The sequence below is a fragment of the Peribacillus sp. P4_B1 genome, from assembly GCF_056402395.1.
Genome location: NZ_JBFUHM010000024.1, coordinates 14781 through 40935 on the forward strand (window position 1 = coordinate 14781; position 26155 = coordinate 40935).

Below are 26155 nucleotides of genomic sequence, written 5' to 3' on the forward strand. Positions count from 1 at the left end.
GGAGACTTTTTCTTTGACTAATTATTCCCTGCAATGGGTTGGTCGACCCCATTGACATCAAGGACATTGCTTCCATTCAGCCCATTGGCCGTAAAGACGATCGCACCAGTGTTAGATGAACCGGATCCGGTGACAGTTTTGTTGGAAGACTTCGGCGAAATGACGGCTGCATCCCCGAATAACAGGTTTCCATCCGCGACATTGAATATTTGGACTGGACCGACAATAGCTGGCATATAAATTCCTCCTTTTAACATTTAAGGGGTGTGGGTTGAATCCTCAATTGGTGTCTTTTCGGTTTTTTTAGGAATCTCCCGAATGTGTTTCACTCTGGATTCCATACGTATATGACCGACATTCCCCACACCGACAACAGCTGAAGATGATACCCCGATTACGTCGATGTTGCCAACATGAATAAAAGGATTCGGATTTGAAAATCTTGATATGACGGGTTCATTCAATCTAGGGATATAAAATGGTTTCTTAAAAATGTCATAGTCTTCGAAATGAACATCCACTGAATCGAAAGTGTCGCTTTTCTTCTGGATTGCCAAGGCAAATGAGTTTCCGTCAATATAAGAACAGTCTCCAATCTGCATGGTGGAGCTAAAAAGGATTGTCTTGGCAGATAAAGACTTTACTTTTGATGTTCTTGAAAACATCTCTTTTATCCTTTTGGAGCAAATGGGACGGTTGGTCCGATGATAAGGGATTCCGGAGGTGTATCGAATGCGGAAGATAGTTGGACCGTTTGCACATCCCCTATTAGAAATAAAGCAGAGCTTGATACACCGATAATTTTAATATCACCTACGCAAAGCTGGTGATTGATTACATTAAACTCCATTTGGATTTCCTCCTGTCTCGGTTTGTGAATGGGTAATGAATTGAAATAAAGCAGCTTGAATATCGGATTTAACCTTTTCCCTGACTTTTTCCTTGATATTATCCCGTTGCTCTGGTGCACGTTCCGCATAATTAAGATTATCGAAATACATATTGATTCGTTGATGAAGCTGGCGTTCGACGTCCTGCTTAATGAAGTCATGATAAGATGGTTCCAATGATACTTTTAACTGGGTTTCCGCATCGTGGATCATATTTTCCAAGTCTGAAAGTATATCGTTGTGAATTTCCTGGACAACGATTTCTCTGCCTGGAAATAGGTTCGGTGCAGGTGGAACGGGTTGGTTGTTGACGGCAAATTCATCAATGTTGTTTAGATCATTGGGGTTTAAGCCGATATTCAACGTTCCATCTAAAGATTCGACTTTTAACTGATCGAATTTATATTCAATTTTATCTACATGGATTGGCGGTTTGCTTTTCAGTTGGGCAAGTTCATCTGTCAGGCGTTTGAGTTCGCGTTCAAGTTTCATGATCCGTTTATCCTGGGCTTCAAGATAACACTGCATTTGGATGGAGTACGAATATAGATCCTGATTCACGATTCAACACCTCACCTTCACAATATGATAAATTCATTTATGACAGTATATGAAAAGTATGGAAATAGGTGAATGCCTATGAATTAGGACGATTAAATGGGACGAAACTGGTTAATGGGGTTACATCAGCTTCAACTCCGGGAGCAGGCTCAGTGAATCCACCGGTATTGGCTAATGTGGAATATGGTTTAATCACCCCGGCACTTCCTATTTGAAAAACGGATGAATTGGCGATACTTTGAATTTTTATCATATTGATTTGTATGGTCTGGTGAATATTAAAGATCATGCTGACTCCTTTCTTAAAAACATTAGAGATTTAAGACCAGTGGCTGATCAATACCATCTGTATCATTTGTATTTGTGGTGCTATAGGCATTATATAGTGATATGGATTCACCTGTATTGAACGAGCCAGCACCCGAAAAAGTTTTCGCAACGGAATATGGACTAATTTTAAAGACGTCACCAACATGGACAACTCCACTGTTACTGACATTGATGACTTGAACGATTCCTACGATGGCCGGCAAGAAAAATCACCCTTTATTATTCTGGTTTTACCCTTAAATCAAGGCGATGAGCCTACACTGAAGGGAGTATCAATGTATTGTATGTCAACTCAAGATTGATGTGATTCATCTGCCTATCAATTTGTTGTTGTATAACAGGTAAGAGTGTCATTGGATGAATGGGAACAGATATGGTAAAATGTTTACTAATTCAGAATTTTTAAATAAAATGAGGGGTGAGGAAATGAACGTACCATTAGTATTATCGCATTTCTTAGATCGAGCAGCCTTACTATATGGCGATAAGAAAGCCATCATTGGAGATGACAAGGTTTTATCCTACTTAGAGTTGAACGGCCGTGTAAACCAGCTTTCAAATGGTTTAAGGGATCTTGGAGTCAAAAAGGGTGATAGGGTGGCATATTTGGCACCTAACTCAATTGAAATGCTTGAAGGCTTTTATGGAGTATTTCAACTTGGGGCCGTAATCGTTCCATTGAATATCCGCTTGAAGCCTGCCGATTATTTATTCATTTTGAACCATAGTGAGTCCAAGGTTCTTTTCGTAGATCAGGAATTGTATCAACTAATTTATCCTGTCAAGGATGAACTTGAATCGGTGGAACACATAATTGTACATTATAAAGGTGAAGAGATAAATGAAATCGATTACAACTATTGGCTGGAAAGTTATGATAACAGGAGTTTTAATCGGGAGTCAGTGGATGAAAATGATGTTTCGAGCCTTCTTTATACAAGCGGGACCACAGGAAATCCCAAAGGGGTGATGCTGACTCACCGCAACAATTACCTGCATGCCCTAGGTGCGATGCATCACTTCAGAGTCAATGACCGCGATACATATTTGCATGTACTGCCGATGTTCCACGTAAATGGTTGGGGTGCCCCATTTTATTATACGGCAAATGGTGCCACTCAAATTTGTTTGAGGAAAACCACACCCGAAACAATATTTGATGCACTTGAAAAGCATAAGGTTTCCATTATGCATATGGCACCAACGGTTCTGAATTCTTTGTTTCAATATTATGAACGGAATGTTCCGGTGATTGAGCAAGATATCCGAATCGTTGTTGCGGGTTCCGCTCCGCCCCCTGCATTCGTTACAAGGGTAGAAAAAGAGTTAGGTTGGGAATTCATTCAAATTTATGGAATGACTGAATCAACACCGGTAACTTTGATATCGCTGATTCGTTCTGAATTCGATGATCTTTCGGAAAAGGAAAAATATAGAATGAAGGCGAAAGCCGGATATCCCATCATAGGCAGTGAGGTAAGGGTTGTACATGAAAATGGTGAGGAAGTAGCCCGTGATGGCGTGGATATCGGGGAGCTCATCGTCCGCAGTCATGGTGTGATGTTAGGTTATTGGAAAAATGAAGAAGCGACCAACCAGACACTGAGAAATGGATGGCTGCATACTGGGGATATGGCAACAATCGATGAAAATGGAAATGTTGATATCGTTGACCGCAAAAAGGATATAATCATAAGTGGCGGAGAAAATATCTCTTCCATAGAAGTGGAAGGAATACTCTATGAACATCCGGACATTCTTGAAGCGGCAGTCATTGCCGTTCCGCATGAAAAGTGGGGAGAGACGCCGCATGCCTTCATTGTGCTAAAAAGGGGTGTGGAATTAACAGAGGATGATATAAAGACCTTCACACGAGAAAAAATGGCCCATTTTAAATCAGTCACCAGTGTGTCGTTCGTCGATGAGCTTCCAAAAACGGCATCGGGAAAAATCCAAAAAATCCATCTTCGTAACGATTACTGGGAATCTAAGGGGAAAACAGGCAGATTCGTCAATTGAGCTCGCTAACGCTGATCAGTAATGATCAGCGTTTTTTTTGGTTTGTCCATTCGATCTGGTGTGATATGGATCCTGACGGGAAATGAAGGTGGGGGCTCCCTTTGACCATGATGAATGTCCCCTTTCGTAATCACAGCCACAGGAACTCATGCCATTATAATCAAATCATTCATTTTGACTTCTTAAGATGATGACTGGAATTTGTTTCGATAAAAAAGCTTCTTGTTTAACGATAAAGTGTTACTATTATAAAATATTTCAAATTATTATGATTTTTCTTTTTTCATCATGTTTACTTTTGGATTGTGGGGGAGAACATTGAAACGTATTCATTATAGCTGGGTGATTCTAATCATTACATTTTTCTCGATTATTGTAGCCGGAATCGTTAGATCATCATCAGGAGTATTCATCGTACCATTTGAAAATGAGTTCGGGTGGGACCGGTCCGTCATTTCTTTAGCCTTCGCTATAAGTCTTTTTCTTTATGGTTTATCGGGTCCATTCATGGCTGCTCTAATTGAAGTGCTTGGATTAAAGAAAATGATGGTGTTGGCCATGTCAACTTTATTGGCAGGGATTTTCCTCACTTTTTTCATGGAGCATGAGTGGCAGCTCATTCTAATTTGGGGGATTATCATTGGCTTGGGGTCTGGAGTGTTTTTAACGGTATTGAGCCCATATGTGGCAAATCGTTGGTTCGAGAGGAGGCGGGGGCTGGCAGTCGGGATACTAACGGCAAGTACGGCAACAGGTCAGCTCATTTTACTTCCGGTTTTAGCAATCATCATTGAGAATTACTCTTTTAGATGGGCGATTGGTTTAATTTTGGTCCTTAGCTTAATCATGCTGGCAATCATCCTTTTATTCATGAAAAACGATCCGAAGGAAGCTGGGATTCTTCCATATGGATTAGTGGAGGAAATCCAAAAGGCTGTTCCAGTCCAAAAGAAGAACCCCATCGGTATGGCTTTTCAGTCGTTAATTGAAGCAGTGAGAGTAAAGGAATTCTGGTTATTGGCAGGAAGTTTTTTTATATGTGGACTTTCAACGAGCGGGCTGATCGGCACACATTTCATTTCTTACTGCATTAGTTTTGGATTACCGGTTGTTATGGCAGCGTCACTGTTATCTTTCATGGGGATCTTTGATTTGATTGGTACGACTGTATCGGGGTGGTTATCAGATCGTTTTGATAACCGTTGGTTGTTGTTTTGGTATTACGGTCTAAGAGGTGCTTCCCTCGTATTGCTTCCTTTTGCGCTAAAAGAAGGCTCAATCGCGCTATTGATCACCTTCTCCGTTTTTTACGGCTTGGATTGGATAGCTACAGTGCCTCCGACCATAAGCATTTCAAGGCAAGTCTTTGGATTGGAGAAAAGCGGGATTGTATACGGTTGGATATTCGCGGCGCATCAGGCGGGTGCAGCAGTGGCGGCATATGGCGGGGGGCTTCTCTTCAAAATATTCTACTCTTATACATGGGCATTCTTCCTTGCAGGAATCTTTTGCTTATTGGGTAGCTTGTTTGTCATACTAATAAAAAAGCAAAAAGTGGCAACAGTGGTAAAAGATGAGGCAATGAGGTTATAGAAGTGGTGTTAAATCTGTTATGGATAAGAGAGGTGAATCTATGAAGGGCACGTTTGTACCTATACAGGAAAGTAAACGGATCGTAAGCATCGATGTTTTACGTGGGTTAGCCATTTTAGGTATTTTTTTAGTGAATATGCCTGCTTTCCACTCCCCGCTCTTATACATAGATGGTGCTGAACGATGGTCCGAAGGATGGGACGGGATTTTGTACAGATTCAGTGATGTAGCCGCACAAGCCAGCTTTTATCCTTTATTTGCGTTTCTGTTCGGTTTCGGGGCCGTCATATTGGCTATTAGGAGTGAAGAAAAGGGCATTTCATTTCCTATACTATTTACGAAAAGGCTAGGTTTCCTGCTGGTACTTGGGTGCATTCATGCCTTCTTCATCTGGCATGGGGACATCCTTATTAATTATGCTGTATTTGGGTTTGCATTTTTGTTTTTTTATAAGATGAAGGGCAGGACTTTAATTCTGCTAGGCTCGGTTTGTTATGTTCTGCCTTTTGCTATATTGGGTTCACTATTTCTTATAATGGGCATATTTGATAGGGAAGGAATGGAAATGACGACTGATTCAGCGATGATGAAGCAGTCTTTGGAAGTTTATCAATCTGGTACATTTACGGAAATAATGACTCAAAGGGCACTAGATTGGTATATGGTGAACAACCCTTTTAATGCCATTATCCTTTTCTTATCGATTTTTCCGTTTTTTTTAATTGGAGCAGGCGTTGCAAAGCAAGGCTTTCTCCAAAATATTAATCAATATAAACGACAGTTGAAAGCGATATTGATCGTAAGCTTGCTGTTGGGTTTGCCGATTAAGATCCTGCCATATGTGACGGTATACCATTTTGGTACGATATTCGTTCAGGATTATTTCGGCGGACCGCTATTTACGATTTTTTATATCACGGCAATCGCGCTTTTGGCGGAACAAGCAGGAGATTCCCTTCTTTTCCGGTCCCTTTCGTATATCGGAAGGATGTCGATGAGTAATTACTTATTCCAATCGATCGTATGTACGGCCATTTTTTATTCATATGGCCTTGGTTTATATGGATCAGTCTCATATACGACTGGATTTGTTTTCCTTTTAGCCCTGTTTTGCCTGCAAATGCTGCTTTCCTTATTGTGGATGAGTCTGTATAAATACGGACCGATTGAATATTTATGGCGTTTTGTTACATATGGTAAAAAACCGGTTATGCGTCGATGATGACTAGATGAGAAGAAATGTAAATGATGTTCATTAAATTGTTGATTTTACCTATTCAGCTGAATCTTAGTTTTGTTTTTTTGTAAAAGCCTATGATATGATGAAATGGAAACTGAACGAGGGGGCAAAAAAATGACTACACATATTCATATTACAGCTTGGGTTATCGGAATCATTCTTTTCTTTGTCACATATTCGATGCTTAAAAGCGGAAATCCGAAAGCAAAAATGCTACATATGATAACACGTTTATTCTATCTATTGATTTTCCTTACAGGCGGAATGCTGATCACGGATTTTGGTTTTTACGCAGTGAAAATGATTGTCGGAATCATCGTGATTGCGGCGATGGAAATGGTGTTGGTCCGTACGAAAAAAGGGAAAAGCACAGGTGCCATGTGGATATTGTTCATCGTTGCGTTTGTATTCGTCCTTTATTTAGGGCTTTCCCTGCCACAGGGAATGGACTTTTTTTAATACAGAATGGAAACGGGTAAATGAGGAAATCTCATTTACCCGTTTTTTTACAAGTTATTGTGAATTCACTTTCTCAATGACGATCCTTTTTCCAGTGTTAAGTGTGAATTCAAAACGATCGTGATCTTTTTTACCATAAGAAAAATGGTGCTGAACGAGACATATTTGGCTCTCGTTATCAAAGGTGAAGAAATTCACGCCGGACTGGTTAGGGACTGCCCTTAAAAAAGTGAGCTGATTATAGCTATATATACAATCATAAATAGAAAAATCAAGTGAATTCAAGGTCGTTACAAATTGGAAAAAGGAATCGTCGTTCAATTCTTCCAATAAACGTTCAAAAGAGTAGAGCAGTTTTTTGCGAATCCGAATGGGCTCATTTTCCCTTAAGAAGGTGATTTCCCGGTGAAGCAGGATTTTTCCCTCTTCTTCAATAACTCCTTGCCGCCAGCGCCCACCCCTGTACACTTCAATGATGCTATCAACGTGGTCTTCAATGGAGCACGCCTCATCAGTTTCATCATCGAAAAAAATCCATTGTTGATTGATATTTTCCACTGTTCCTTCGGTAAAGCCTCTTGTTTGCCTGTTCATTAACTTGATTCGTTGTTGCTGACTCATACATATACCTCCAATAGTGGAATCCTCACCTACTTTTTAGTCAAAATCCAATGAAAATATAACTGTATATTTTAAAATATTATGGACAAATAACCATCTTTCCGTCTTTGCATAGGCTATGTTTAAACACGGGATACTTTGCTCAACAATTCATTAACAACGTCGGGCGTTGTGGCAGGGGGTCTTACGGAATGATGCTGATCGATACTTAAATCTTCTTTGCAATGGTCTTCGAATTTACAAATATGGAACTGTAAATCTTTTTAAGACAGGGAGCCAATATTTTTTTGATAGTCCGGATAGAAAGGATGAAATTTAAAATGTGTGGGATAACAGGCTGGGTGCATTTTCAAAAAGATTTACGGACAAAAACGAAAACACTGGAAAACATGACAAAAACGTTGGCAAAGCGGGGGCCAGACGAGGAAAATGTTTGGTGCGAAGCCCATGTTGCCTTTGGTCATAAACGGTTAACGGTTGTCGATGCGGAAGGCGGAAAACAGCCGATGACGAAATATCACGAAAACGGCAGGTATACGCTTTGTTATAACGGAGAGCTATATAACACCGAGGATATTCGTAAACAGCTATTATTAAAAGGATATTCCTTTAACGGTCATTCTGATACAGAAGTTTTACTAACTTCTTATATAGAATGGAAAGAAAAATGCATTGACTTGTTCAATGGGATTTTTGCGTTTGGGATTTGGGATGAAAAGGAACAGAAATTATTCGTTGGAAGAGATCGGATGGGGGTAAAACCATTCTTTTACGCGGAAAGGGACGGCGGGTTCATTTTTGGATCGGAATTGAAGGCGATTCTAGCCCATCCCGATGTTAAAACGGAGATCGACCGCAGTGGACTATCTGAAGTTTTTGGTGTTGGTCCATCCAGAAAGCCAGGTTCAGGAGTATTTCATAATATCCAGGAGCTAAGGCCTGCCCATGCGCTTACCTTATCAAGGAAAGGCCTCCGGATTTGGAGATATTGGAATGTGAAAAGCGAAGAACATCGAGATACCCTTGATGAAACGGCCGAGAAGGTCCGCTTCCTTGTCGAGGACGCAGTGACGCGGCAACTGGTATCTGATGTTCCACTTTGTACTTTCTTGTCAGGAGGGCTTGACTCAAGCGCCATAACAGCCATTGCAGCAAACGTCTATCAAAAAGAAGGGAAAGGCCAGCTTCATACGTATTCCATTGATTATGAAGATAATGAACGCTATTTTAAGGCAAATGATTTTCAGCCTAACTCTGATGGGCATTGGATTAATAAGATGTCTGAAACCTTTAACACGGTTCACCATTCATCGATCATCACTCAAGAGCAGTTAACGGATTATTTAACAGAGGCTGTCCTTGTAAGGGACCTTCCAGGCATGGCGGATGTCGATTCTTCTTTACTTTGGTTTTGTAAGGAAATCAAGCAGGATTTTGTCGTAGGCCTGTCTGGCGAGTGTGCGGACGAAATTTTTGGCGGTTATCCTTGGTTTCATCGTGAGGATGATTTGAATCGTGCCGGATTCCCTTGGATGAGATCGACCGATGAGCGGGTGTCTTTATTGAAATCGGGATGGCGTGAGAAATTGAAGCTTGAGGAATATGCGCAGGAAGCCTATTTTACCACCCTTGCCGAAACGCCCAAATTGGAAGGGGAAAATGGTGTGGCAGCAAAGCGGAGAGAGCTTTTCTATGTGAATTTATTATGGTTCATGACGACGCTTCTTGACCGGAAGGACCGGATGAGTATGGGGGCCAGTCTAGAGGTCCGCGTCCCATTTGCCGATCATCGCCTTGTTGAATATGCATGGAACATTCCTTGGGAAATGAAAATGGAAGGCAACCGTGAAAAGGGTATTCTGAGGAAAGCGTTGGAGGGGCTTTTACCCGATGAGGTATTGTATCGCAAAAAAAGTCCATACCCAAAAACCCATAACCCTATATATACAGACCGTGTGCAGGCGTTGTTGAAGGACTTGCTGAAGGATAAAAATTCGGTCCTGCATGAGTTCTTTGATAAACAGAAGCTCACGGATATAGTAGATTCCAAAGGTGCCGCTTTTAAAGTGCCATGGTTCGGGCAATTGATGTCAGGTCCACAGTTGCTCGCTCACTTAGCACAAACCCATGTATGGTTCAAAGAATATGATATCCAAATAATCGATTGAAAAAACGGGGCGGATGATTTTCATTGCCCCGTTTTCATTGTCTCAATGATTGAATGCGAGAATTTTATATTGATAACCGCCCAATTCAATTTTACTTTCCTGTGTGGTTTCTTTTGTTCTTAAATCGGTTAGTGTACGTCCTTTCAAATCAAAAGGTAGGGTAAAGGATTGCTGGACATCCGTCGGATTGATGAGGATCAGGACAGAACGTTCTCCATTATACTTTTGGTATGCCACAATATTTTCATTTCCGGCTGTATCAAGGAATTTGAACTTTCCGTCATTGGCAAGTAATCGTTCTTCTTTTCGCAAGAGGATCAATGTCTTAATTTCATTGAAAAGCTCGGTATTTTGTTTTTCTTCTTCCCAGACCATGCATTTTCGGCACCCCGGATCCATGCCTCCGGTTAAGCCTATTTCATCTCCATAGTATATACAAGGGCTGCCATTGAATGTCAAAAGGATTGCGTGGATGAGCTTGGTTCGAGCTAGATCTTCCCCGCAATCCGTGAAAATCCGCGGTGTATCATGGCTTCCAAGAAGATTGAATGTCACGTCAAAAACATTGGTAGGATAACTGTGATAGATGGCTGTCATTTCTTCTGTGAACTCGCGTGCATTGATGGTTTGTGAAGCGACCAAGCGAAAAACTTGGTTGGTAAACGGGTAATTCATGACCGCATCGAACTGATCGCCGCGAAGCCATGGCATCGAGTCATGCCAAATTTCCCCAAGAATATAAAGGTCAGGCTTTATATTTTTCACCGTTGTTCGAAATTCACGCCAGAATGGCTGATCGACTTCATTTGCCACATCGAGCCTCCAGGCGTCTATATCGAACTCCTTGATCCAATAAGCCGAGACCTCGAGCAGATATTCTTTCACCTCAGGATTCGCAGTATTCAATTTTGGCATCGATTCAAAAAAACCGAATGTTTCATAATTTGGCCTTTCCCCTCCTTTAAGAGGAAAGCTGTGTGGGTGGAACCAATCCTTATATTTTGATTTCTCCCCTTTTTCGAGTAAATCCTGAAAAGGGGGGAAATAGTAGCCGCTATGGTTAAAAACGGCATCCAGCATGACCCGGATATTCCGTTTGTGGCATTCGGTTATTAGTGTTTTCAATGTTTCCTTCGTTCCGAATTGCGGATCGATACTCCGATAATCAATCGTATCGTATTTATGATTGGAGTAGGCATGGAAGATTGGCGTGAAATAAATTCCGTTGATGCCGAGCTTCTCTAAGTAATCCAAATGTTCAATGATTCCTTCGAAGTCCCCGCCAAAAAAATTATCCACAGCCGGTTCTTCACTTCCCCAAGGTATCACACCTTCCGGATCATTGTCTGGGTTTCCGTTCGCGAATCGTTCAGGGAAAATTTGATACCAAATCGTATCTTTGACCCATTCTGGTGCTCCGAATATTTCATTTTGATGTAGATAAGGAATCGCGAAATAGCTCCCAGGATCTCTGGGGGGTTCTTTAAAGAAACCCTTTTCCGTGTAAATGGCACTTTCATCTTCTGAGGATACCTTGAACCCATATCGAATTCTTCTGTAGGGGGGCTTCACATAAATATGCCAATAATCATAACGGTTATCGCTGCCTGATAAACTCATGGGAAGTTCTTCGTACTGCCATTGACCATCATTATCTGAAATGTATGGATCCCCAAAAATCAATCCGGCTGAGGAGATATCTTGTTTTTTCGTACGCAGGCGGATATGTAGGGTTTCCGTGTTGATGGGATAGCTATAATTGTCATTAGGTCTATGGTGTATGGATGAAAATTCCATTGAAAACACTCCAATTCTATAAGTATTTGAGGAAGTGAATTGAAAAAGGGAACTTCAGGCTGTTTATGAGGGAGGGCTCTATGTAGTTATAATTAGCCGGGTTTAAGTGTTTTTTTCAATATGGTCATATACCCAAGTTTAATTGAAAGAAGCACTTATTAACTAAAAAATAACAAAAAGTGTTCATCACTACAAGGAAATAAATACGTCGAGGAAAATGTTGTAAAAACCAAAGCTGTTCATATAATGATAACAATAGGTTTGGTGCCGCTTTCATTTAGGAACTTTGTTTGATTGGCTGAACTGAAAAACAGTATTATTTGGTGCTTTTGGACATGATAAAATAAACATTTTAAAAAGGAGAATAAAAATGAAGAAGCTGATTTTTCATTTTTTCATGTCCATGTTCTTGATCGTTATTGTAAGTGCTTGTGGATCCAGTTCAGATTTGGAAAATAAAGTAGTGAAAGAAAATAAGAAAAACGAAGAAGCCAGTAATGAAGCGAAGCCGAAAAAATTGATCATTTGGGAGGAAAAAGGTAAAGCCGAGGCCCTAAAGCCAGTAATTGAGGCATTTGAAAAAGAATATGGAATCAAAGTTGAGCATAAAGAGCTGGAAATAGCTACCGAGATGTATCACCGGCTTCGTCGTGATGGGCCAATCGGAAACGGAAAAGCCCCGGATGTTGTTACTTTTTCCCATGACAAAGTCGGGCGTATCGTGAAGGAAGGCCTAATTCAGGAAGTGAAGGTGAATGAAGAAGTAATAAATGCCTTCATTGAATCTTCAATCAGGGGGGAAATGTATCAGGATAAGGTATTTGGATTGCCGAAATCCGTGAACACTTCCGTTTTCATTTATAATAAAAAATTGATGGCTAAAGCTCCTGAAACGATGGATGACCTATATAAAATGGCGAAGAAATCAAGAAAAGGGAAAGTGTATGGTTACTATGCCAAATGGAATGATTTCCATGATGCGTATGGAGTGATGGCTGGAATGGGAGGTTATGTATTTAGAGATAAGGATGGAAATCTGGACCCTTCGGACATTGGTTTGAATAATAAGAGTGCAATAAAAGGGGCTCGGTACATCCAAAAATGGTATAAAGCGGATCTGATTCCAAAAGGCGACGAGGCTGCGATCGGGAAGTTATTTGATCAAGGGAATTTGGCTTCTTTCATGAGTGACGGTAACTCATTTTCCAAGAGAAAGGATACAGGAATTGCCCCTTTGCCAAAATTGCCAAATGGTCAGCCAATGAAAACGTTCATGGAAATCAAAGGCTGGCATGTAACAGCATTCACTAAACATCCTTACTGGTCTACGAAGTTAGTGGAATATTTGACAAACGATGATAATGCAATCCAGCGTTATGAAAAAACAGGGGAAATCCCCCCAAATAAGGCAATCAAACAAAACCCAGCAATCAATGAAGATAAAAGGGCACAAGCCTTAAGCATACAAATACAATACGCTGAACCTGTGCCGAATATTCCGGAAATGAATAAGGTATGGGGACCGATGAATTCTGCCATGGAAGATATATCCACTGAAAAAGCAAAACCAAAAAGGGCTTTGGATAAAGCTGTGAAGACGATAAAAAAAGAACGTTAAAATCGTGTTCTGCTTATTCCATTCATTAAGCGTAACCAGTAGCTCCAATTTGTCCCTTTAGTGTAAAGTTTTTTATAATTTGGATTTGACGTTAAGGGGGCAAAAGGCTAATCTTAAAGGCGTAAAGAGATAGCTAGGAGGAGAGCGGATATGAGAAAAAGAGTGTTATCACTCGCTTTAATTCCGTTGCTTCTTTTTTACGCCATTCCAGTAGGAGCAGCTGAAAAAGAACAACGAACTTGGAAGGATGAAATCGTATATTCATTATTAGTCGACCGATTTTTCGATGGTAATATACAAAATAATGGAGACGCGAATGTCAATGACCCTTCTGCGTTTAATGGTGGGGATTTTGAAGGTGTCACGAAGAAACTGAATTATTTAAAAGATATGGGTTTTACCGCTATCATCCTTTCACCGATTTTCGCTAATGATGAAAATGGTTATCATGGTGATTGGGTGACCGATTTTTATAAAACGGATAAACACTATGGGACAATTAAAGAGTTTAAAAAACTCGTGAATGAGGCACATAAACGCGATATGAAGGTGATCATTGATTTTCAAGCTAATAATGTGGGTCCTGAATCATCATGGCTGACAGACCCTGAAAAACAAGGTTGGTTCCATGAAGAAAAAAAGATTTCCAAGGACGGAAATCAGGATGATTTGGAAACAGGATGGGTTGATGGTCTTCCGGATTTGAATCAAGACAATGATGAAACGCGGAAATATTTACTTGATGCGGCCAAATGGTGGATTACGGAAACCGATATTGATGGATACCGTTTAAATAAAGTCCAATACGTAGCAAAAGATTTTTGGAAGGAATTTGTGGATGCAGTCAAATCTGAAAAATCAAACTTCTATACAATAGGAGATGTACAAGGTGATGCCGATTTGATTTCAAGCTACAAGCAGACGGGTATCGATGCTTTTATGGCTTATCCGCAAAATGTCGAGCTACGGAAAGCATTTGCTGCACCCGATAAAGAATTTAAACCTGTTTTTAATGCATTTGCGAAAAGTGAAGATGAATTTGGGGGAAATGCTCCTCAGGCATTGTTCATGGACACTCAGGGAATGCCCCGATTTACTAAGGATGCAGCCGATCATAACGAAAATCCAGGTACCAGATGGAAAATGGCTCTGTCATATCTCTATACGGTGCCAGGAGTGCCAATCGTATTTTATGGATCGGAAATAGCCTTAAATGGCGATAGTGCCCCGGATAATCATAAATTGATGAATTTTAAGACAGAACAGGAATTGGTCGAATATATAACAAAGCTTTCCGATCTCAGAGACATGTACCCAGCATTGATAAAAGGGGATTTGGAGCTTTTATATGAAAAAGGTGGAGCTTCGGTTTTCAAGCGTGTGTATGATGATGAAACGATTGTCGTCGCCATGAACAATACGACTGAAACTCAAACGATAAACCTTACTGAAAAGGAACTTGAAAAGAATAAAGAGTTGAGAGGTATGCTGAATGGGGATCTGGTCCGCAGTAAGGACAACAGCTACTCTATCGTAATCGACAGGGAGACGACGGAAGTCTACACACTTTCACCTAAGTCGATTATTAATATTCCTTACCTGTTAGTTATAGGATTGGTTCTTCTCATTTTTGGTATATTCATTGCTTTGGTTATTAAGCGTTCAAAACGGAACCAACCAAAATAATCATATACCTCTCGATGTCGGTAGCTGCCAAACATTGTCCCTAAGGCTTTGTGGAAAACAGGATCGGGAGGGTACAGCATGAATAAGACCTGGTGGAAAGAAGCGGTTTGCTATCAAATTTACCCGCGCAGTTTCATGGATAGTAATGGTGATGGCGTCGGAGATATAAAAGGATTGATTTCAAAGCTCGATTATCTGCAGGAATTAGGGATAGATGTTATTTGGATTTGTCCATTTTACAAGTCCCCCAATGCTGATAATGGCTATGATATTAGTGATTATCAGGCCGTATCCGATGAGTTCGGTTCAATCGAAGATATCGAACTGTTATTGAAAGATGTTCACGCACGTGGGATGAAGGTGATACTCGATCTTGTTTTGAACCATACAAGTGATGAGCACCCATGGTTCGTCGAGTCACGTTCGTCCCGCGATAATCCTAAACGGGATTGGTATATTTGGAGGGATGGTCAGGACGGAAGGGAGCCTAATAATTGGGAAAGTATCTTTTCCGGAAGTGCCTGGAAGTTCGATGAAAGGACCAATCAATACTATTTACATTTATTTGCCGAAAAACAGCCAGATTTAAACTGGAAAAATACTGATGTACGACATGCATTGTATGAAATGGTAAATTGGTGGCTCGACAAGGGAATTGATGGCTTCCGGATTGATGCTATCACTCATATTCATAAGCGTGAGGGCTTGCCGGATATGCCCAATCCTTATTGGCATCAGTATGTACCTGCGTTTGAAATGCACACCAATCAGGATGGGATTCTGGATTACCTTCAGGAGTTGAAAGAAGAGACTTTCTCTAAGTATGATATCATGACGGTCGGTGAGGCCAATGGCGTCAGGATTGAGCAGGCTGAAGATTGGGTTGGGGAATTGAATGGGAAATTCAATATGATATTTCAATTTGAACATCTTGGACTTTGGAATAGGGGACAGAATCACGATGTTGATGTTCAGGGGTTAAAACGCACAATGACCAAATGGCAAAAAGTGATGAAAAACAAAGGCTGGAATGCTTTGTTTTTTGAAAACCATGACCAGCCGAGAAGTGTATCGACATGGGGAAATGATCATCAATATTGGTTGGAAAGCGCAAAAATGATTGGGGCTCTATACTTTTTCATGCAAGGGACACCTTTTATTTATCAAGGTCAGGAAATAGGTATGACGAATGTCCAATTTGATTCGATTGATGATTATGATGATGTTGGAATGAAAAACTTTTACCGGATTGAGACCTCCAAAGGCCGTCCGCATGATGAAATCATGAACATTATCTGGCATAGCGGCCGTGATAATTCACGAACCCCGATGCAATGGAATGAAAATGAAAATGGTGGGTTCACGCACGGAAGACCTTGGATGAGGGTTAATTCCAATTATCGCGCCATTAATGTAGAACAGCAGAAGAATGACCCATCATCCATTTATCATTTTTATAAAAGGATGATTGAACTTCGAAAAAAACATCAGGTCCTTGTTTATGGGGAATATGAATTATTATGGGAAGATCACCCTGAGCTTTATATTTATACAAGAAGTATGAATGAAAATTCAGTGATGGTAGTATGTAACTTTAGTATGAATCACCACCAAATCAACCTTTCCCATTGGGGTAAGTTGGAACTATTACTAGCTAATTATGATGATTGTCCTGAAGGGTCCGTTATTGATTTACGGCCATATGAAACGAGGATTTATCGTTATTGACCTTTAAATGACTTCTTGTATATTACCTTAAAACCCTATGTGGTTAGTCGTCTGACTTCTTTCCTTCCAAAAGGCTTGTCGTTTTTTTAGAAGCTGATCCAAAATCAGCTTCTTTTTAATTTTAAAAAAAGGGGTGGAAAAAACGGAAAAGTCAGTATTTTCTGAAATATGGACGAGTGGAAAAAAAAAGTATGGATATATCTGTTGGACTGAGTGTATTATGAATACATACAAATGTATAATTATAAAATCTATTAGTGAAGTGTTTATTGGTATTCACCTTTTTTGGAATGAAGTCAATAAAGGCTAAGAGGGGAGAGGGGAAATGCATGGCCATCACAATAAAAGATGTGGCACAGCTGGCGAATGTTGCTCCTTCAACAGTTTCTCGGGTGATTGCAAATAATCCTCGAATAAGTGAAAAAACAAAGGTAAGGGTACGTAAGGCGATGAATAAATTAGGGTACCATCCAAATTTCATTGCACGTAGTCTTGCCAATCAATCAACCAGGATCATTGGCTTGGTCCTGCCAAGTTCGTCAAATGATTATTATCAAAATCCATTTTTTCCAACGATTCTCCAGGGTCTTAGTGAGGGAGCTCAGGAAAACCATTATTCCCTGTTGCTAGGCACGGGAAAAACCGAAGATGAAATCTACGAAGGAGTCGTAAACATGGTGCAGGGGGGGATGGTGGATGGAATAATCCTGATGTATTCCAGGATGAACGATCACATTCTGACCTATTTGAGGGCAAGGGATTTTCCTTTTGTCATCATTGGGAAACCCTATGATTTTCTCGAGGAGATAACATATGTTGATAACGATAATGTCTTGGCAGCCGAACAGGCAACAGATTATCTCATTCAGCTAGGACATGAAAGGATTGGATTCATCGGAGGCGATGTAACCCTTGTGATGACGCACGATCGCCTATTAGGATATGAACGGGCTTTGAAGAGGGCTGGGATCGATCGAAGGAGGGAATATACCCTGCATGAAGACTTTTTGCATGAAGGTGGACAAGCAGCTGCAAAAAGATTGCTTGCCATCGATGAACCGCCAACTGCTTTGGTGGTCAGTGATGATCTTATGGCACTTGGCATCGTGCATTCACTTCGCGAGATGGGCGTTCGCACTCCAGAAGAAATGTCCATCGTAAGCTTCAATAACGTTATTTTCTCTGAACTATCATTGCCTGCCCTGACTTCTGTAGATATTAATATTTTCGATTTGGGATATCAGGCCGCTAAGGGTATCATTCAAATGCTGCAAACTGGAGATACTCCTGTTGGGTCCATCATTCCACATCATTTCGTGGAAAGGCATTCTTGCAGACCGATCAAGCAAGGTGCGATGGCCCTGACTTATTAAACGAAAGGGCATTACGTAAAAGTAATGCCCTTTCAGTCTGTAGACAAAACTCGATGAAAATCGAGTTTGTCTACAGTTTTTTTATGGCTTGTACAATTTGAACGTCGATTGGAACGTAGGGCTCGCTTTCTGCGGGCAGTCCTCACTTTCGCTGCCATGAATGTAAAGAAGATGGCCAATTGGACATGGCAAGGTCCAAAATGGCCTAACATAGTGGGCTCGTATAGACCCAATTCCTTAATATTGAGCAAAATTCAAAGGGAATTTCAAAAGGGGTTCGGAATGTTACCTCCTAACCCCTTTTGCTAGAATTGCACGCTGAAACTTTTGAATGTATGTACACCGGTTCCGTGTCTGACTAAGTTATTATCTTTAAGATATTGAATGGCTTCGAGGACTACCTCAAGAATCCTTGGTTCGAGGCCGAGCTGGTTGTGTCCGCCATAGATTTTGGAGACTTCCTGGAGCTTAGCGATTTTTTCTAACGAATTCACAAGGTCTTCAGGGCTTGTCGATGGGTAAAATGCATAAACTGGTTTATCTGAATAAAGCAGGTCACCAGTAAATAAATAACCTGTTTCATTATCCAAAATAGAAATGTGGCCAGGTAAATGCCCAGGCGTGTGATAAATGCCTAAACTGCGGTTCCCAAGATCAATGGTTTCCCCATCTGTTAAGAGCTTATCAGGGTACCCTTGGAATGGCTTGTATGTCATAGGGTCGAATGATTCCGGGACGGGTATGGTGATATCCCGAGCCATTTCTTTTCTTATTTGTTCCAAAGACAAACCTTTAATGCCATTGATCAGCCAATCGGCATCATCACCATCAACATAAATTGTATCAAAATCCCCATGACCGCCAATATGATCCGCATGCACATGTGTGGTCAGGACGATAATAGGAAGATCGGTAAGCTGGTCCGTAATTCGCTTAATCGAATCGATGCCTAACCCTGTATCGATTAACGCAGCCCTGGTCTCCCCAAGTAGTAAAAAGGAGTGGACGTTCTCCCAATGACCATATTCACTAATTGCGAACGTTTCTGAGTCCAATTCCTGAACGGTGAACCATGGATCTACAATATCTTTCAAATGGCACAAACTCCTTCTCATACATATATTTCCGTTTAAACTGGAAATATCCTGCTTGAAAAAAGTAAAAGCAGTGGATTTCAATTTGCGAAGTCCACTGCTTTTGTCGCTAAGGAAGTTAAGGCCTTATCCATTTACAACGGTCCCGCCGTTTACATGGATGACTTGTCCGCTGACATAAGATGAATCATCACTTGCCAAATATACATAGGCTGGTGCTAATTCCTCAGGCTGCCCTGCGCGACCCATTGGAGTATCCTGACCGAATTTGGCAACATCCTCTTCACCGAATGAGGCAGGAATCAGTGGTGTCCAGATAGGGCCTGGCGCAACACCGTTCACTCTGATTCCATCTTTAGAAATGGAGTTCGAAAGGGCTCTTGTAAATGCTAGAATTGCACCTTTCGTTGAAGAGTAATCGATTAGTTTTGGGTTTCCTTGATAAGCTGTGATAGAGGTTGTATTAATGATACTGCTTCCTTTATTAAGGTGCTTTAATGCAGCTTTTGTTAAGTGGAACAACGAGAAAATGTTAGTGCGGAACGTTTTTTCCAATTGTTCAGCAGAAATGTCAAGGATGCTTGTCTGCACATGCTGTTCTCCAGCGTTGTTGACTAGAATGTCCAAACCGCCGAATTCATCCACCGTTTTATTGACGACATCCTGGCAGAAGGCTTCATCACCGATATCCCCGGAAATGAGTAAACATTTCTGTCCTTCTTTTTCGATCAATTCTTTTGTCGTTTTAGCATCCTCGTGTTCATCCAAGTATGCAACTGTCACATTTGCTCCTTCTTTAGCGTAATAAATGGCAACAGATTTACCTATTCCGCTGTCTCCTCCTGTTATGATTGCGGTTTTCCCTTTTAATTTACCGCTTCCTTTGTAGGCAGATTTAACTGAATCAGGGTTTGGTTCCATTTTTGTTTCCACACCAGGCTGATGCTGTTGATGTTGAGGTGGAAATCCTTGTTTGTTTTGATTTTGGTTTTGACTAGTCAAGATTAAAACGCCTCCTGTTTAATTATCTACACTATTTCTATTCCTTCTTTTTGGAAAAACAAAACATGTAAAAAATGGTTAAAATTGTCCTTGGGTATATTATTTAAGGTTTTAACGAGGGGAACATGACTAGTCTTTCCATGTTCTATGAAGGAGATTCATTTGAGGGGAAAGAGGGTATCAACAAACAATAGAGGCAGCAGCTGCATATAAAAAAGGCCTACCTGAGCAGGTGAGGCCTTATTACTACCGGTAATTTAAGAATTGTACATCAATGGACAGTTCAGCGCCTCGTATCGCGGAAATAATTCCTTGCAGATCATCCCGGTTCTTGCCGGTAACCCGGATTTGATCATCCTGGATTTGGCTTTTCACTTTAAGACCGCTATTTTTAATGATGGTATTGATCTTTTTTGCTTGTTCCTTATCGATGCCTTGAATTAACTTGGCCCGTTGACGGACAGTACCACCAGAAGCACCTTCTAGCTTACCATAGTCCAGATTCTTGATCGGTACGTCACGTTTAATGAGTTTACCAATGAGGACATCCTTCAACTGGTCAAGCTTATATTCATCGTCTGACACTAAAACCAGGTCTTCTTTTTCAATGGTGATACTGCTTATGCTCCCTTTAAAATCATAGCGGGTCTTTATTTCCTTCATAGCCATGGTAACTGCATTCGTTACCTCTGAAAAGTCTACTTTCGAAACAATATCAAATGAATTTTCCTTTGCCATCACTTACCTCCAGCAGGGTTTATTTCCTTTATTATAGAGAAAGTGTGATGGGAAGACAACTATATAAATCATATGATAAAGCGGTGACAGCCTATTAAAAAAGCAAGGGGACTAGCCCCGAGCTTCATTTATGGTCCGTTTTCTTCGAATAGGAATGCTTGCCTGCAGTGAGGTTTTCCTGAAATGCGCTATTTTTTTCAGCATTTATCGCTTGGTTATCTTTTGGCCTTTTATTGTTATCAGTTGTTTTTGACAAAGTGAAAACTCCCTTCCATTATCATGATCAATATATATTGTTCACAATAATGGAAGGGAGTATGTATGTTTATGATTTCTCAGGGGTATCGTTTAAGAAGAAGAGGGCAATTGTACCAGGACCGGCATGTGCACCGATGACGGAGCCAATTGTATGGATCATGAAATCGGTTGTCCCGAATTCATTTTGAATGGCTTCCTTCCATTCCAAGGCCGTTGCTTCATCATCACCATGACTGATGGCAATCGTTTGGGTTGTTAAATTTTTGCCTCTTTCATGCATTAATTCGATTACACGTTTAATCAATTTCTTTTTGCCGCGTATCTTTTCAAGCGTAACAAGCTTTCCGTCTTCAACGTGCAATAACGGTTTAATGTTTAATAAACCGCCTACAAGGGCAGAGGTCTTGGAGATGCGACCGCCACGCGCCAAATATTCAAGATTATCTACAGTGAAAAGATGCTCCATATGTCTGGTGCGTAATTCGATGTCAGCTAGGATTTCTTCTTTAGAGGCACCGTTTGCTGCTAGGTCGGCTGCTTTCTTTACAATTAAACCGACTCCCATCGAGGCGCATTTGGTATTGACGATTTCTATGTCAAGGTCAGGGTATTCTTCCTTCACCTGATTAAGAATCATCACTGCCGTTTGATAAGTACCAGATAGCTCAGAGGAAAAGGCTATATATATTCCTTGTTTTTTCTCCTTAGCAAATTGTGTGAAGAGTTCTATAAAGTATTCTGGAGAAGCTTGCGATGTTTTCGGGGCTTTTCCCTCAATCATTGCCTGATAGACTTCGTGAGAATTAATAGTAAGTAAATCTTCATAATTTCTCCCATCAAGATGGACTTGTAAAGGGATTAATGATACATTGTTTTCCTTATAGAAAGACAATGGCAAATCACATGCACTATCTGCAAGAATTGTGATAGCCATAATACACCTGCTTTCTTTTTACAATTTTTAGAAAATGAGTGACCACTCTACTTTTTAGTGTAGCACGTAACGGTAAAAATTCAATCTCTACGTAAATAGAATAAATAATTAAGGGTAAAAAGATAATAGGATAAGGGTGAAATGGAGGTTTTTTAGGATGTACAGTGGTGAAATGAAGAAAATTATCATAGTTGTGGTCGGAGCATTACTAAATGCTATCGCGATGAACTTTTTTCTAATACCGGCAAACGTATATGCAAGCGGCTTTACAGGAGTGGCTCAGCTACTATCGAGGATGATAGGTTCTTTTGCACCTTTTGATGTATCGACAGGCATTCTATTGCTTTTATTGAACGTTCCAGTAACGATCATTGCTTGGCGAAAAGTTGGGAAGTCCTTTACCTTTTATAGTTTTCTCAGCGTTGTCTTGATGTCCTTTTTTATGGAAGTCATTCCGATTACTCGCTGGTCACCTGACATATTATTGAATGCGGTGTTTGGCGGAGTCATAGCTGCAGTAGGTGTGGGAATCACCTTGAAGTACGGTGCATCGACTGGCGGAATGGACATTATCGCCATGCTTCTATCACGGAAGAAAGATAAACCTGTAGGTACTTATTTATTTCTGCTGAATGGCGTGATCATTGTTACGGCAGGCGCTGTTTATGGACCTGAAAAAGCTTTGTATACACTCGTTACCCTTTACACATCGACCCGTGTTGTGGACGCGATACATACTCGTCATGAAAAGCTTACAGCGATGATCATTACAAAGAAAAGCGAAGAACTTAAACAGGCAATCCACGCGCAGTTAGTCCGTGGAATTACAAGGATTCCGGCAAAAGGGGCGTTTACTAACGAAAATAAGGAAATGTTATTGATTGTCATTACAAGGTATGAACTTTATGACCTTGAAAAGATCATCAAGGAAGTGGATCCACACGCTTTCACAAACATAATGGAAACTTCAGGCATCGTTGGTACCTTCCGCAGGGAATGAAATTAACAATTAAGGCCATTACACCACTTTTACAAAAGGAAAGTTTTCGGCGTTTTAAGTTTATTGCGTGTACAAATCGGCTAAATCTTATATTGAAGCGCCAAATTAAACCTTATGGCTAACGAAGAAAAAATGGGAGACAAGAAGAAGGGCGTAAAGGCGGGGAAATTGGACAAAAAGGCGAAAAGGAACAAAATAACAATTCATGTTTAACATAATGAAAGCCTCCAGGAATCCTGGAGGCTTTCACTTTATTTCGAGTGGTTTTCCAGTTCATCCTGGAGTTCTCGCAGTTGTTCTTTTTCGGCCTCGGTCGTATTGGCAAAGGCCGATGAAAGAGCGTTTCTAGCGACATCCTCAGTCTTATGCTGGTCACCATCATGCTCAGAGTGGAGAGCTTCTTCAACAAATTCTCTAGCTTTCTGGAATAATTTGTTTCCCATTAGAAGCCACCATAGCTTTGTTCAGACATAATTCTCAACCTGTCTTTTTCAGCTTCTTCAAACGTAGTGTGATAAGGGATTTTTTCGGCATGCCTGGCAACACTTTCTTTGCCCTGCTGTACAAATCGTTTAGATTTACTGCTTTTACCCATACTTATCTCCTCCGATTCTGAGCGTTGTCGACAACAGAAGGAAGCTGCTGTCCATATTAGTTTGAACTTGTAAGAGAGATATTATGAAGGTAAAAAATGTCGTTTTACGGTTTTATATTGAATTTTTCTTCGAGGAAGACGGCTATGCCATCTTCTTCATTCGTCAATGTAGTTGTATTTGCTACCGTTTTTACTGGTGAGATTGCATTCCCCATAGCAACCCCGGTTCCCGCGTAATCGAGCATTTCCAAATCATTATCTTCATCACCGAAAGCGATTATCCTGTTTTGAGGAATTTCCAGATAGTTGGATACCCGTTTTAGACCCACGGCTTTACTTAACCCGCTCTTAATGATTTCGATGATATGAAAAGGCTCTGCCCAGCGGCGATGGTCGACCAATTCTGCATGGACATCGGATAAATGCTGGCGAATCTGGCCTACAAATTCACTATCTGTATGAATTAGCATCGAAGTTGGGGAATCCTGAAGGAAATTGCGCAAGTCACCCGTCTTCATGTTGGGGTTTCCTACATTGAACATGTCCATCAACTTTTCATCATGATAATGGACATAAACGTCATCACGGACTTCGGCGATGATGTTGTGATATTGAAAATGATCGCACGCTTCAACAATCTCTTTCGCAACATTTATATCCAATGGGGAGTGATATACCCCCCAGCTTGTCAGCAATGGGTGATGGACGAAAGCGCCATTGAAATTAACGATGGGTGTAGTCAATCCCAATTCCCGGTAATAAAGTTCACTTGAGCGAAAGGGACGACCGGTGGCGATCATAACTTCATGCCCATCTTTTTTTAGTTTCAGTAGTGTTTGTTTAGTCCTTGGAGAAATTGTTTTTTTATCTGTAAGTAAAGTACCATCAAGATCCAAGACGATTAAATGTTTCTCAGTCATGTAAACACCTTCTGTTCTTTTTATTTCATTATATGCGAATATTGTTAAGGCTATTTTAAAGTAAATGTAAATCTTTTTCATTCTTTATGCATTCCTGTATGATATTAATATGCAGGATTATAATACTTAAAGCGAAGTATAGGTTTAAAGGAATGGAATGAGGAAACCTATGCCTTTTTGAGAAGGTAGTGAAACTTCTTTTAGGTAAAGATCGTAACAAAGCATCCGGAGGGGTTAAATTGATAATAATTGAAAATGAGCAAATTGGACATATTCCTGTATTACACTTAAGTGAGCAAACCACTTTCCATCAGGAATTGCCGCTTATTATTTTTATACATGGTTATCAAAGTGCAAAGGAACACAATCTTCACTATGCTTATTTATTGGCTGAGAAGGGGTTTCGTGTTCTTCTTCCCGATGTAATTCATCATGGGAAAAGGGGAGCTGGTTTGAGTGATTCTCAAATGATGCCCCGGTTTTGGGAAATGGTTTTACAAACCATCCAGGATATATCTTTGATGAAGGATGATTTATTATCCAGAAAATTAATTGATCCTGACAGAATTGGTGTAGCGGGTACCTCCATGGGGGGAATAGTTACGAATGGGGCTCTGGCTGCTTATGAATGGATATCCGCCGGAGTAAGTTTAATGGGGAACCCATCATATGTCGCGTATGCAGAGCTCCAAATGGAGGAGATTAAGAAAAGGAAAGTTAATTTCCCCGCTACTGATGAGGAAGTAGCCAAAGTGATTGAACAGCTCAAGCCATTTGATTTGAGTCTTAATCAAAATAAGCTTTCCAACCGCCCGCTTCTTTTTTGGCATGGAGCTAAGGATCCAGTTGTGCCTTATCAACATGCATATCACTTTTATGAAGGGGTCAAAGCAGGGTATAATGATGCAAATGAAAGAATTGATTTTATCCTCGACCCTAAGGCAGGACATAGGGTCAGTAGAGAAGGCGTGCTTATGACTGCAGACTGGTTCGCGAAATATTTACTGCCAACAGTGCAAAAAGCTTAAGTGCTCATTCAAAATCTGTTATGATTCTAATACGGAGATAGGTTAAGGTCCAAATGGACAACGACTATCTAAAACGGAAGAAATTTTCCATAAAGGAGTGATTGAAGTGGATCAAGATACAAAAGACATTATTTTGGGGGCTTTGGAGCAGGTCATTGACCCTGAGCTTGGTATAGATATCGTGAATTTAGGTTTGGTATATGACGTGGATATGGATGAGGAAGGTCTGACTACAGTATCGATGACATTGACTTCAATGGGCTGTCCGCTTGCTGGGACGATTGTCGATCAAGTGAAATTGGTTCTGGAAGATATTCCAGAAGTCAAGGAAACGGATGTGAAGATCGTCTGGAGTCCGCCATGGTCGAAAGACATGATGTCCAGGTATGCTAAAATTGCATTAGGAATCAAATAATGACCATGTTGTAATAGAAATATAAAGCCAGTCAAAAAACAGTGAATCCATTCAATGGAGCCACTTTTTATGGTCTGGTTTTTTTCTA

28 protein-coding genes are annotated in these 26155 nt (G+C 40.6%); 12 read left to right on the forward strand and 16 right to left on the reverse strand.

Annotation, left to right across the window (positions count from 1 at the left end):
* Positions 1 to 17: 17 nt before the first annotated feature.
* From AC1DVK_RS14970 to AC1DVK_RS14995, 6 genes are all read right to left on the reverse strand, one after another.
* Positions 18 to 236, reverse strand: coding sequence for a spore germination protein (locus AC1DVK_RS14970; RefSeq protein WP_061462050.1), 219 nt, complete (start codon positions 234 to 236; stop codon positions 18 to 20).
* 21 nt (positions 237 to 257) lie between these two features.
* A complete protein-coding gene (locus AC1DVK_RS14975; protein ID WP_061462051.1) occupies positions 258 to 665 on the reverse strand; it encodes a spore germination protein GerPE in 408 nt (135 codons plus the stop codon).
* A 5-nt stretch (positions 666 to 670) separates the two neighbouring features.
* A complete protein-coding gene (locus AC1DVK_RS14980; protein WP_061462052.1) occupies positions 671 to 850 on the reverse strand; it encodes a hypothetical protein in 180 nt (59 codons plus the stop codon).
* On the reverse strand, positions 840 to 1451 hold the full coding sequence (gerPC, locus tag AC1DVK_RS14985) for a spore germination protein GerPC (RefSeq protein WP_061462053.1): 612 nt from the start codon (positions 1449 to 1451) through the stop codon (positions 840 to 842). The genes AC1DVK_RS14980 and gerPC overlap by 11 nt, the downstream gene beginning before the upstream one ends.
* A gap of 76 nt (positions 1452 to 1527) precedes the next feature.
* Positions 1528 to 1740, reverse strand: a complete 213-nt coding sequence (locus AC1DVK_RS14990) for a spore germination protein GerPB (protein WP_061462054.1) — start codon at positions 1738 to 1740, stop codon at positions 1528 to 1530.
* Between the two features lie 22 nt (positions 1741 to 1762).
* A complete protein-coding gene (locus AC1DVK_RS14995) occupies positions 1763 to 1984 on the reverse strand; it encodes a spore germination protein (protein WP_125160987.1) in 222 nt (73 codons plus the stop codon).
* A 223-nt stretch (positions 1985 to 2207) separates the two neighbouring features.
* Here AC1DVK_RS14995 and AC1DVK_RS15000 point away from each other — a divergent pair, with 223 nt between their 5' ends.
* The 4 genes from AC1DVK_RS15000 to AC1DVK_RS15015 all read left to right on the forward strand — a co-directional run bounded on the left by AC1DVK_RS15000 (position 2208) and on the right by AC1DVK_RS15015 (position 7092).
* Entirely contained in the window at positions 2208 to 3800 is a 1593-nt protein-coding gene (locus AC1DVK_RS15000; protein ID WP_289320830.1) for a long-chain-fatty-acid--CoA ligase, read from the forward strand.
* 318 nt (positions 3801 to 4118) lie between these two features.
* On the forward strand, positions 4119 to 5393 hold the full coding sequence (locus AC1DVK_RS15005; RefSeq protein ID WP_477626794.1) for an MFS transporter: 1275 nt from the start codon (positions 4119 to 4121) through the stop codon (positions 5391 to 5393).
* A 40-nt stretch (positions 5394 to 5433) separates the two neighbouring features.
* Positions 5434 to 6615, forward strand: a complete 1182-nt coding sequence (locus AC1DVK_RS15010) for a DUF418 domain-containing protein (RefSeq protein WP_477626795.1) — start codon at positions 5434 to 5436, stop codon at positions 6613 to 6615.
* Positions 6616 to 6747: 132 nt separating this feature from the next.
* Positions 6748 to 7092 (forward strand): YisL family protein, encoded by a 345-nt coding sequence (locus AC1DVK_RS15015; protein WP_061462058.1) that lies wholly within the window; start codon positions 6748 to 6750, stop codon positions 7090 to 7092.
* 54 nt (positions 7093 to 7146) lie between these two features.
* Here AC1DVK_RS15015 and AC1DVK_RS15020 read toward each other — a convergent pair whose 3' ends face one another.
* Positions 7147 to 7713, reverse strand: a complete 567-nt coding sequence (locus AC1DVK_RS15020) for a DUF2777 domain-containing protein (RefSeq protein ID WP_089363648.1) — start codon at positions 7711 to 7713, stop codon at positions 7147 to 7149.
* Between the two features lie 320 nt (positions 7714 to 8033).
* Here AC1DVK_RS15020 and asnB point away from each other — a divergent pair, with 320 nt between their 5' ends.
* Positions 8034 to 9881 carry an asparagine synthase (glutamine-hydrolyzing) gene (asnB, locus tag AC1DVK_RS15025; protein ID WP_477626796.1) on the forward strand — a complete coding sequence of 616 codons (1848 nt, stop codon included), beginning with the start codon at positions 8034 to 8036 and terminating at the stop codon, positions 9879 to 9881.
* A gap of 42 nt (positions 9882 to 9923) precedes the next feature.
* Here asnB and AC1DVK_RS15030 read toward each other — a convergent pair whose 3' ends face one another.
* Positions 9924 to 11678 (reverse strand): alpha-glycosidase, encoded by a 1755-nt coding sequence (locus tag AC1DVK_RS15030; protein ID WP_410860703.1) that lies wholly within the window; start codon positions 11676 to 11678, stop codon positions 9924 to 9926.
* 370 nt (positions 11679 to 12048) lie between these two features.
* Between AC1DVK_RS15030 and AC1DVK_RS15035 the strand changes: the two genes are divergently transcribed.
* From AC1DVK_RS15035 to AC1DVK_RS15050, 4 genes are all read left to right on the forward strand, one after another.
* Complete coding sequence (locus tag AC1DVK_RS15035; protein WP_477626797.1) at positions 12049 to 13296, forward strand: extracellular solute-binding protein; 1248 nt, start codon at positions 12049 to 12051, stop codon at positions 13294 to 13296.
* A 150-nt stretch (positions 13297 to 13446) separates the two neighbouring features.
* Entirely contained in the window at positions 13447 to 14982 is a 1536-nt protein-coding gene (locus AC1DVK_RS15040; RefSeq protein WP_410860704.1) for an alpha-amylase family glycosyl hydrolase, read from the forward strand.
* A 78-nt stretch (positions 14983 to 15060) separates the two neighbouring features.
* Positions 15061 to 16710: a glycoside hydrolase family 13 protein gene (locus AC1DVK_RS15045; protein WP_477626798.1), complete on the forward strand. Its 1650-nt coding sequence runs from the start codon at positions 15061 to 15063 to the stop codon at positions 16708 to 16710.
* A 329-nt stretch (positions 16711 to 17039) separates the two neighbouring features.
* On the forward strand, positions 17040 to 18083 hold the full coding sequence (locus AC1DVK_RS15050; protein WP_410860706.1) for a LacI family DNA-binding transcriptional regulator: 1044 nt from the start codon (positions 17040 to 17042) through the stop codon (positions 18081 to 18083).
* Positions 18084 to 18388: 305 nt separating this feature from the next.
* Here AC1DVK_RS15050 and AC1DVK_RS15055 read toward each other — a convergent pair whose 3' ends face one another.
* The 5 genes from AC1DVK_RS15055 to AC1DVK_RS15075 all read right to left on the reverse strand — a co-directional run bounded on the left by AC1DVK_RS15055 (position 18389) and on the right by AC1DVK_RS15075 (position 22109).
* Positions 18389 to 19177, reverse strand: a complete 789-nt coding sequence (locus AC1DVK_RS15055) for an MBL fold metallo-hydrolase (RefSeq protein ID WP_477626799.1) — start codon at positions 19175 to 19177, stop codon at positions 18389 to 18391.
* Positions 19178 to 19303: 126 nt separating this feature from the next.
* Positions 19304 to 20179: an SDR family oxidoreductase gene (locus tag AC1DVK_RS15060; RefSeq protein ID WP_477626800.1), complete on the reverse strand. Its 876-nt coding sequence runs from the start codon at positions 20177 to 20179 to the stop codon at positions 19304 to 19306.
* Positions 20180 to 20425: 246 nt separating this feature from the next.
* The gene (locus AC1DVK_RS15065; protein WP_410860708.1) at positions 20426 to 20917 is read right to left on the reverse strand and encodes a YajQ family cyclic di-GMP-binding protein; all 492 of its coding nucleotides are present in this window, start codon (positions 20915 to 20917) and stop codon (positions 20426 to 20428) included.
* 124 nt (positions 20918 to 21041) lie between these two features.
* Positions 21042 to 21173 (reverse strand): DUF3941 domain-containing protein, encoded by a 132-nt coding sequence (locus AC1DVK_RS15070; RefSeq protein WP_089363655.1) that lies wholly within the window; start codon positions 21171 to 21173, stop codon positions 21042 to 21044.
* Between the two features lie 69 nt (positions 21174 to 21242).
* Positions 21243 to 22109 carry a DegV family protein gene (locus tag AC1DVK_RS15075; RefSeq protein ID WP_477626801.1) on the reverse strand — a complete coding sequence of 289 codons (867 nt, stop codon included), beginning with the start codon at positions 22107 to 22109 and terminating at the stop codon, positions 21243 to 21245.
* A 157-nt stretch (positions 22110 to 22266) separates the two neighbouring features.
* On the opposite strand from AC1DVK_RS15075, the gene AC1DVK_RS15080 reads away from it, so the two are divergent.
* Positions 22267 to 23109 (forward strand): YitT family protein, encoded by an 843-nt coding sequence (locus AC1DVK_RS15080; RefSeq protein ID WP_410860710.1) that lies wholly within the window; start codon positions 22267 to 22269, stop codon positions 23107 to 23109.
* 251 nt (positions 23110 to 23360) lie between these two features.
* On the opposite strand, the gene AC1DVK_RS15085 is transcribed toward AC1DVK_RS15080, so the two are convergent.
* The 3 genes from AC1DVK_RS15085 to AC1DVK_RS15095 form a co-directional block, all read right to left on the reverse strand.
* Positions 23361 to 23552, reverse strand: coding sequence for a DUF3813 domain-containing protein (locus tag AC1DVK_RS15085; protein WP_410860711.1), 192 nt, complete (start codon positions 23550 to 23552; stop codon positions 23361 to 23363).
* Positions 23552 to 23704, reverse strand: a complete 153-nt coding sequence (locus AC1DVK_RS15090) for a hypothetical protein (protein WP_164468789.1) — start codon at positions 23702 to 23704, stop codon at positions 23552 to 23554. The genes AC1DVK_RS15085 and AC1DVK_RS15090 overlap by 1 nt, the downstream gene beginning before the upstream one ends.
* A 104-nt stretch (positions 23705 to 23808) precedes the next feature.
* Entirely contained in the window at positions 23809 to 24624 is an 816-nt protein-coding gene (locus AC1DVK_RS15095) for a Cof-type HAD-IIB family hydrolase (protein WP_089363688.1), read from the reverse strand.
* A gap of 239 nt (positions 24625 to 24863) precedes the next feature.
* Between AC1DVK_RS15095 and AC1DVK_RS15100 the strand changes: the two genes are divergently transcribed.
* Positions 24864 to 25652, forward strand: coding sequence for a prolyl oligopeptidase family serine peptidase (locus AC1DVK_RS15100; RefSeq protein ID WP_089363658.1), 789 nt, complete (start codon positions 24864 to 24866; stop codon positions 25650 to 25652).
* 106 nt (positions 25653 to 25758) lie between these two features.
* On the forward strand, positions 25759 to 26067 hold the full coding sequence (locus AC1DVK_RS15105) for a metal-sulfur cluster assembly factor (protein ID WP_089363659.1): 309 nt from the start codon (positions 25759 to 25761) through the stop codon (positions 26065 to 26067).
* Positions 26068 to 26155 lie beyond the last annotated feature (88 nt).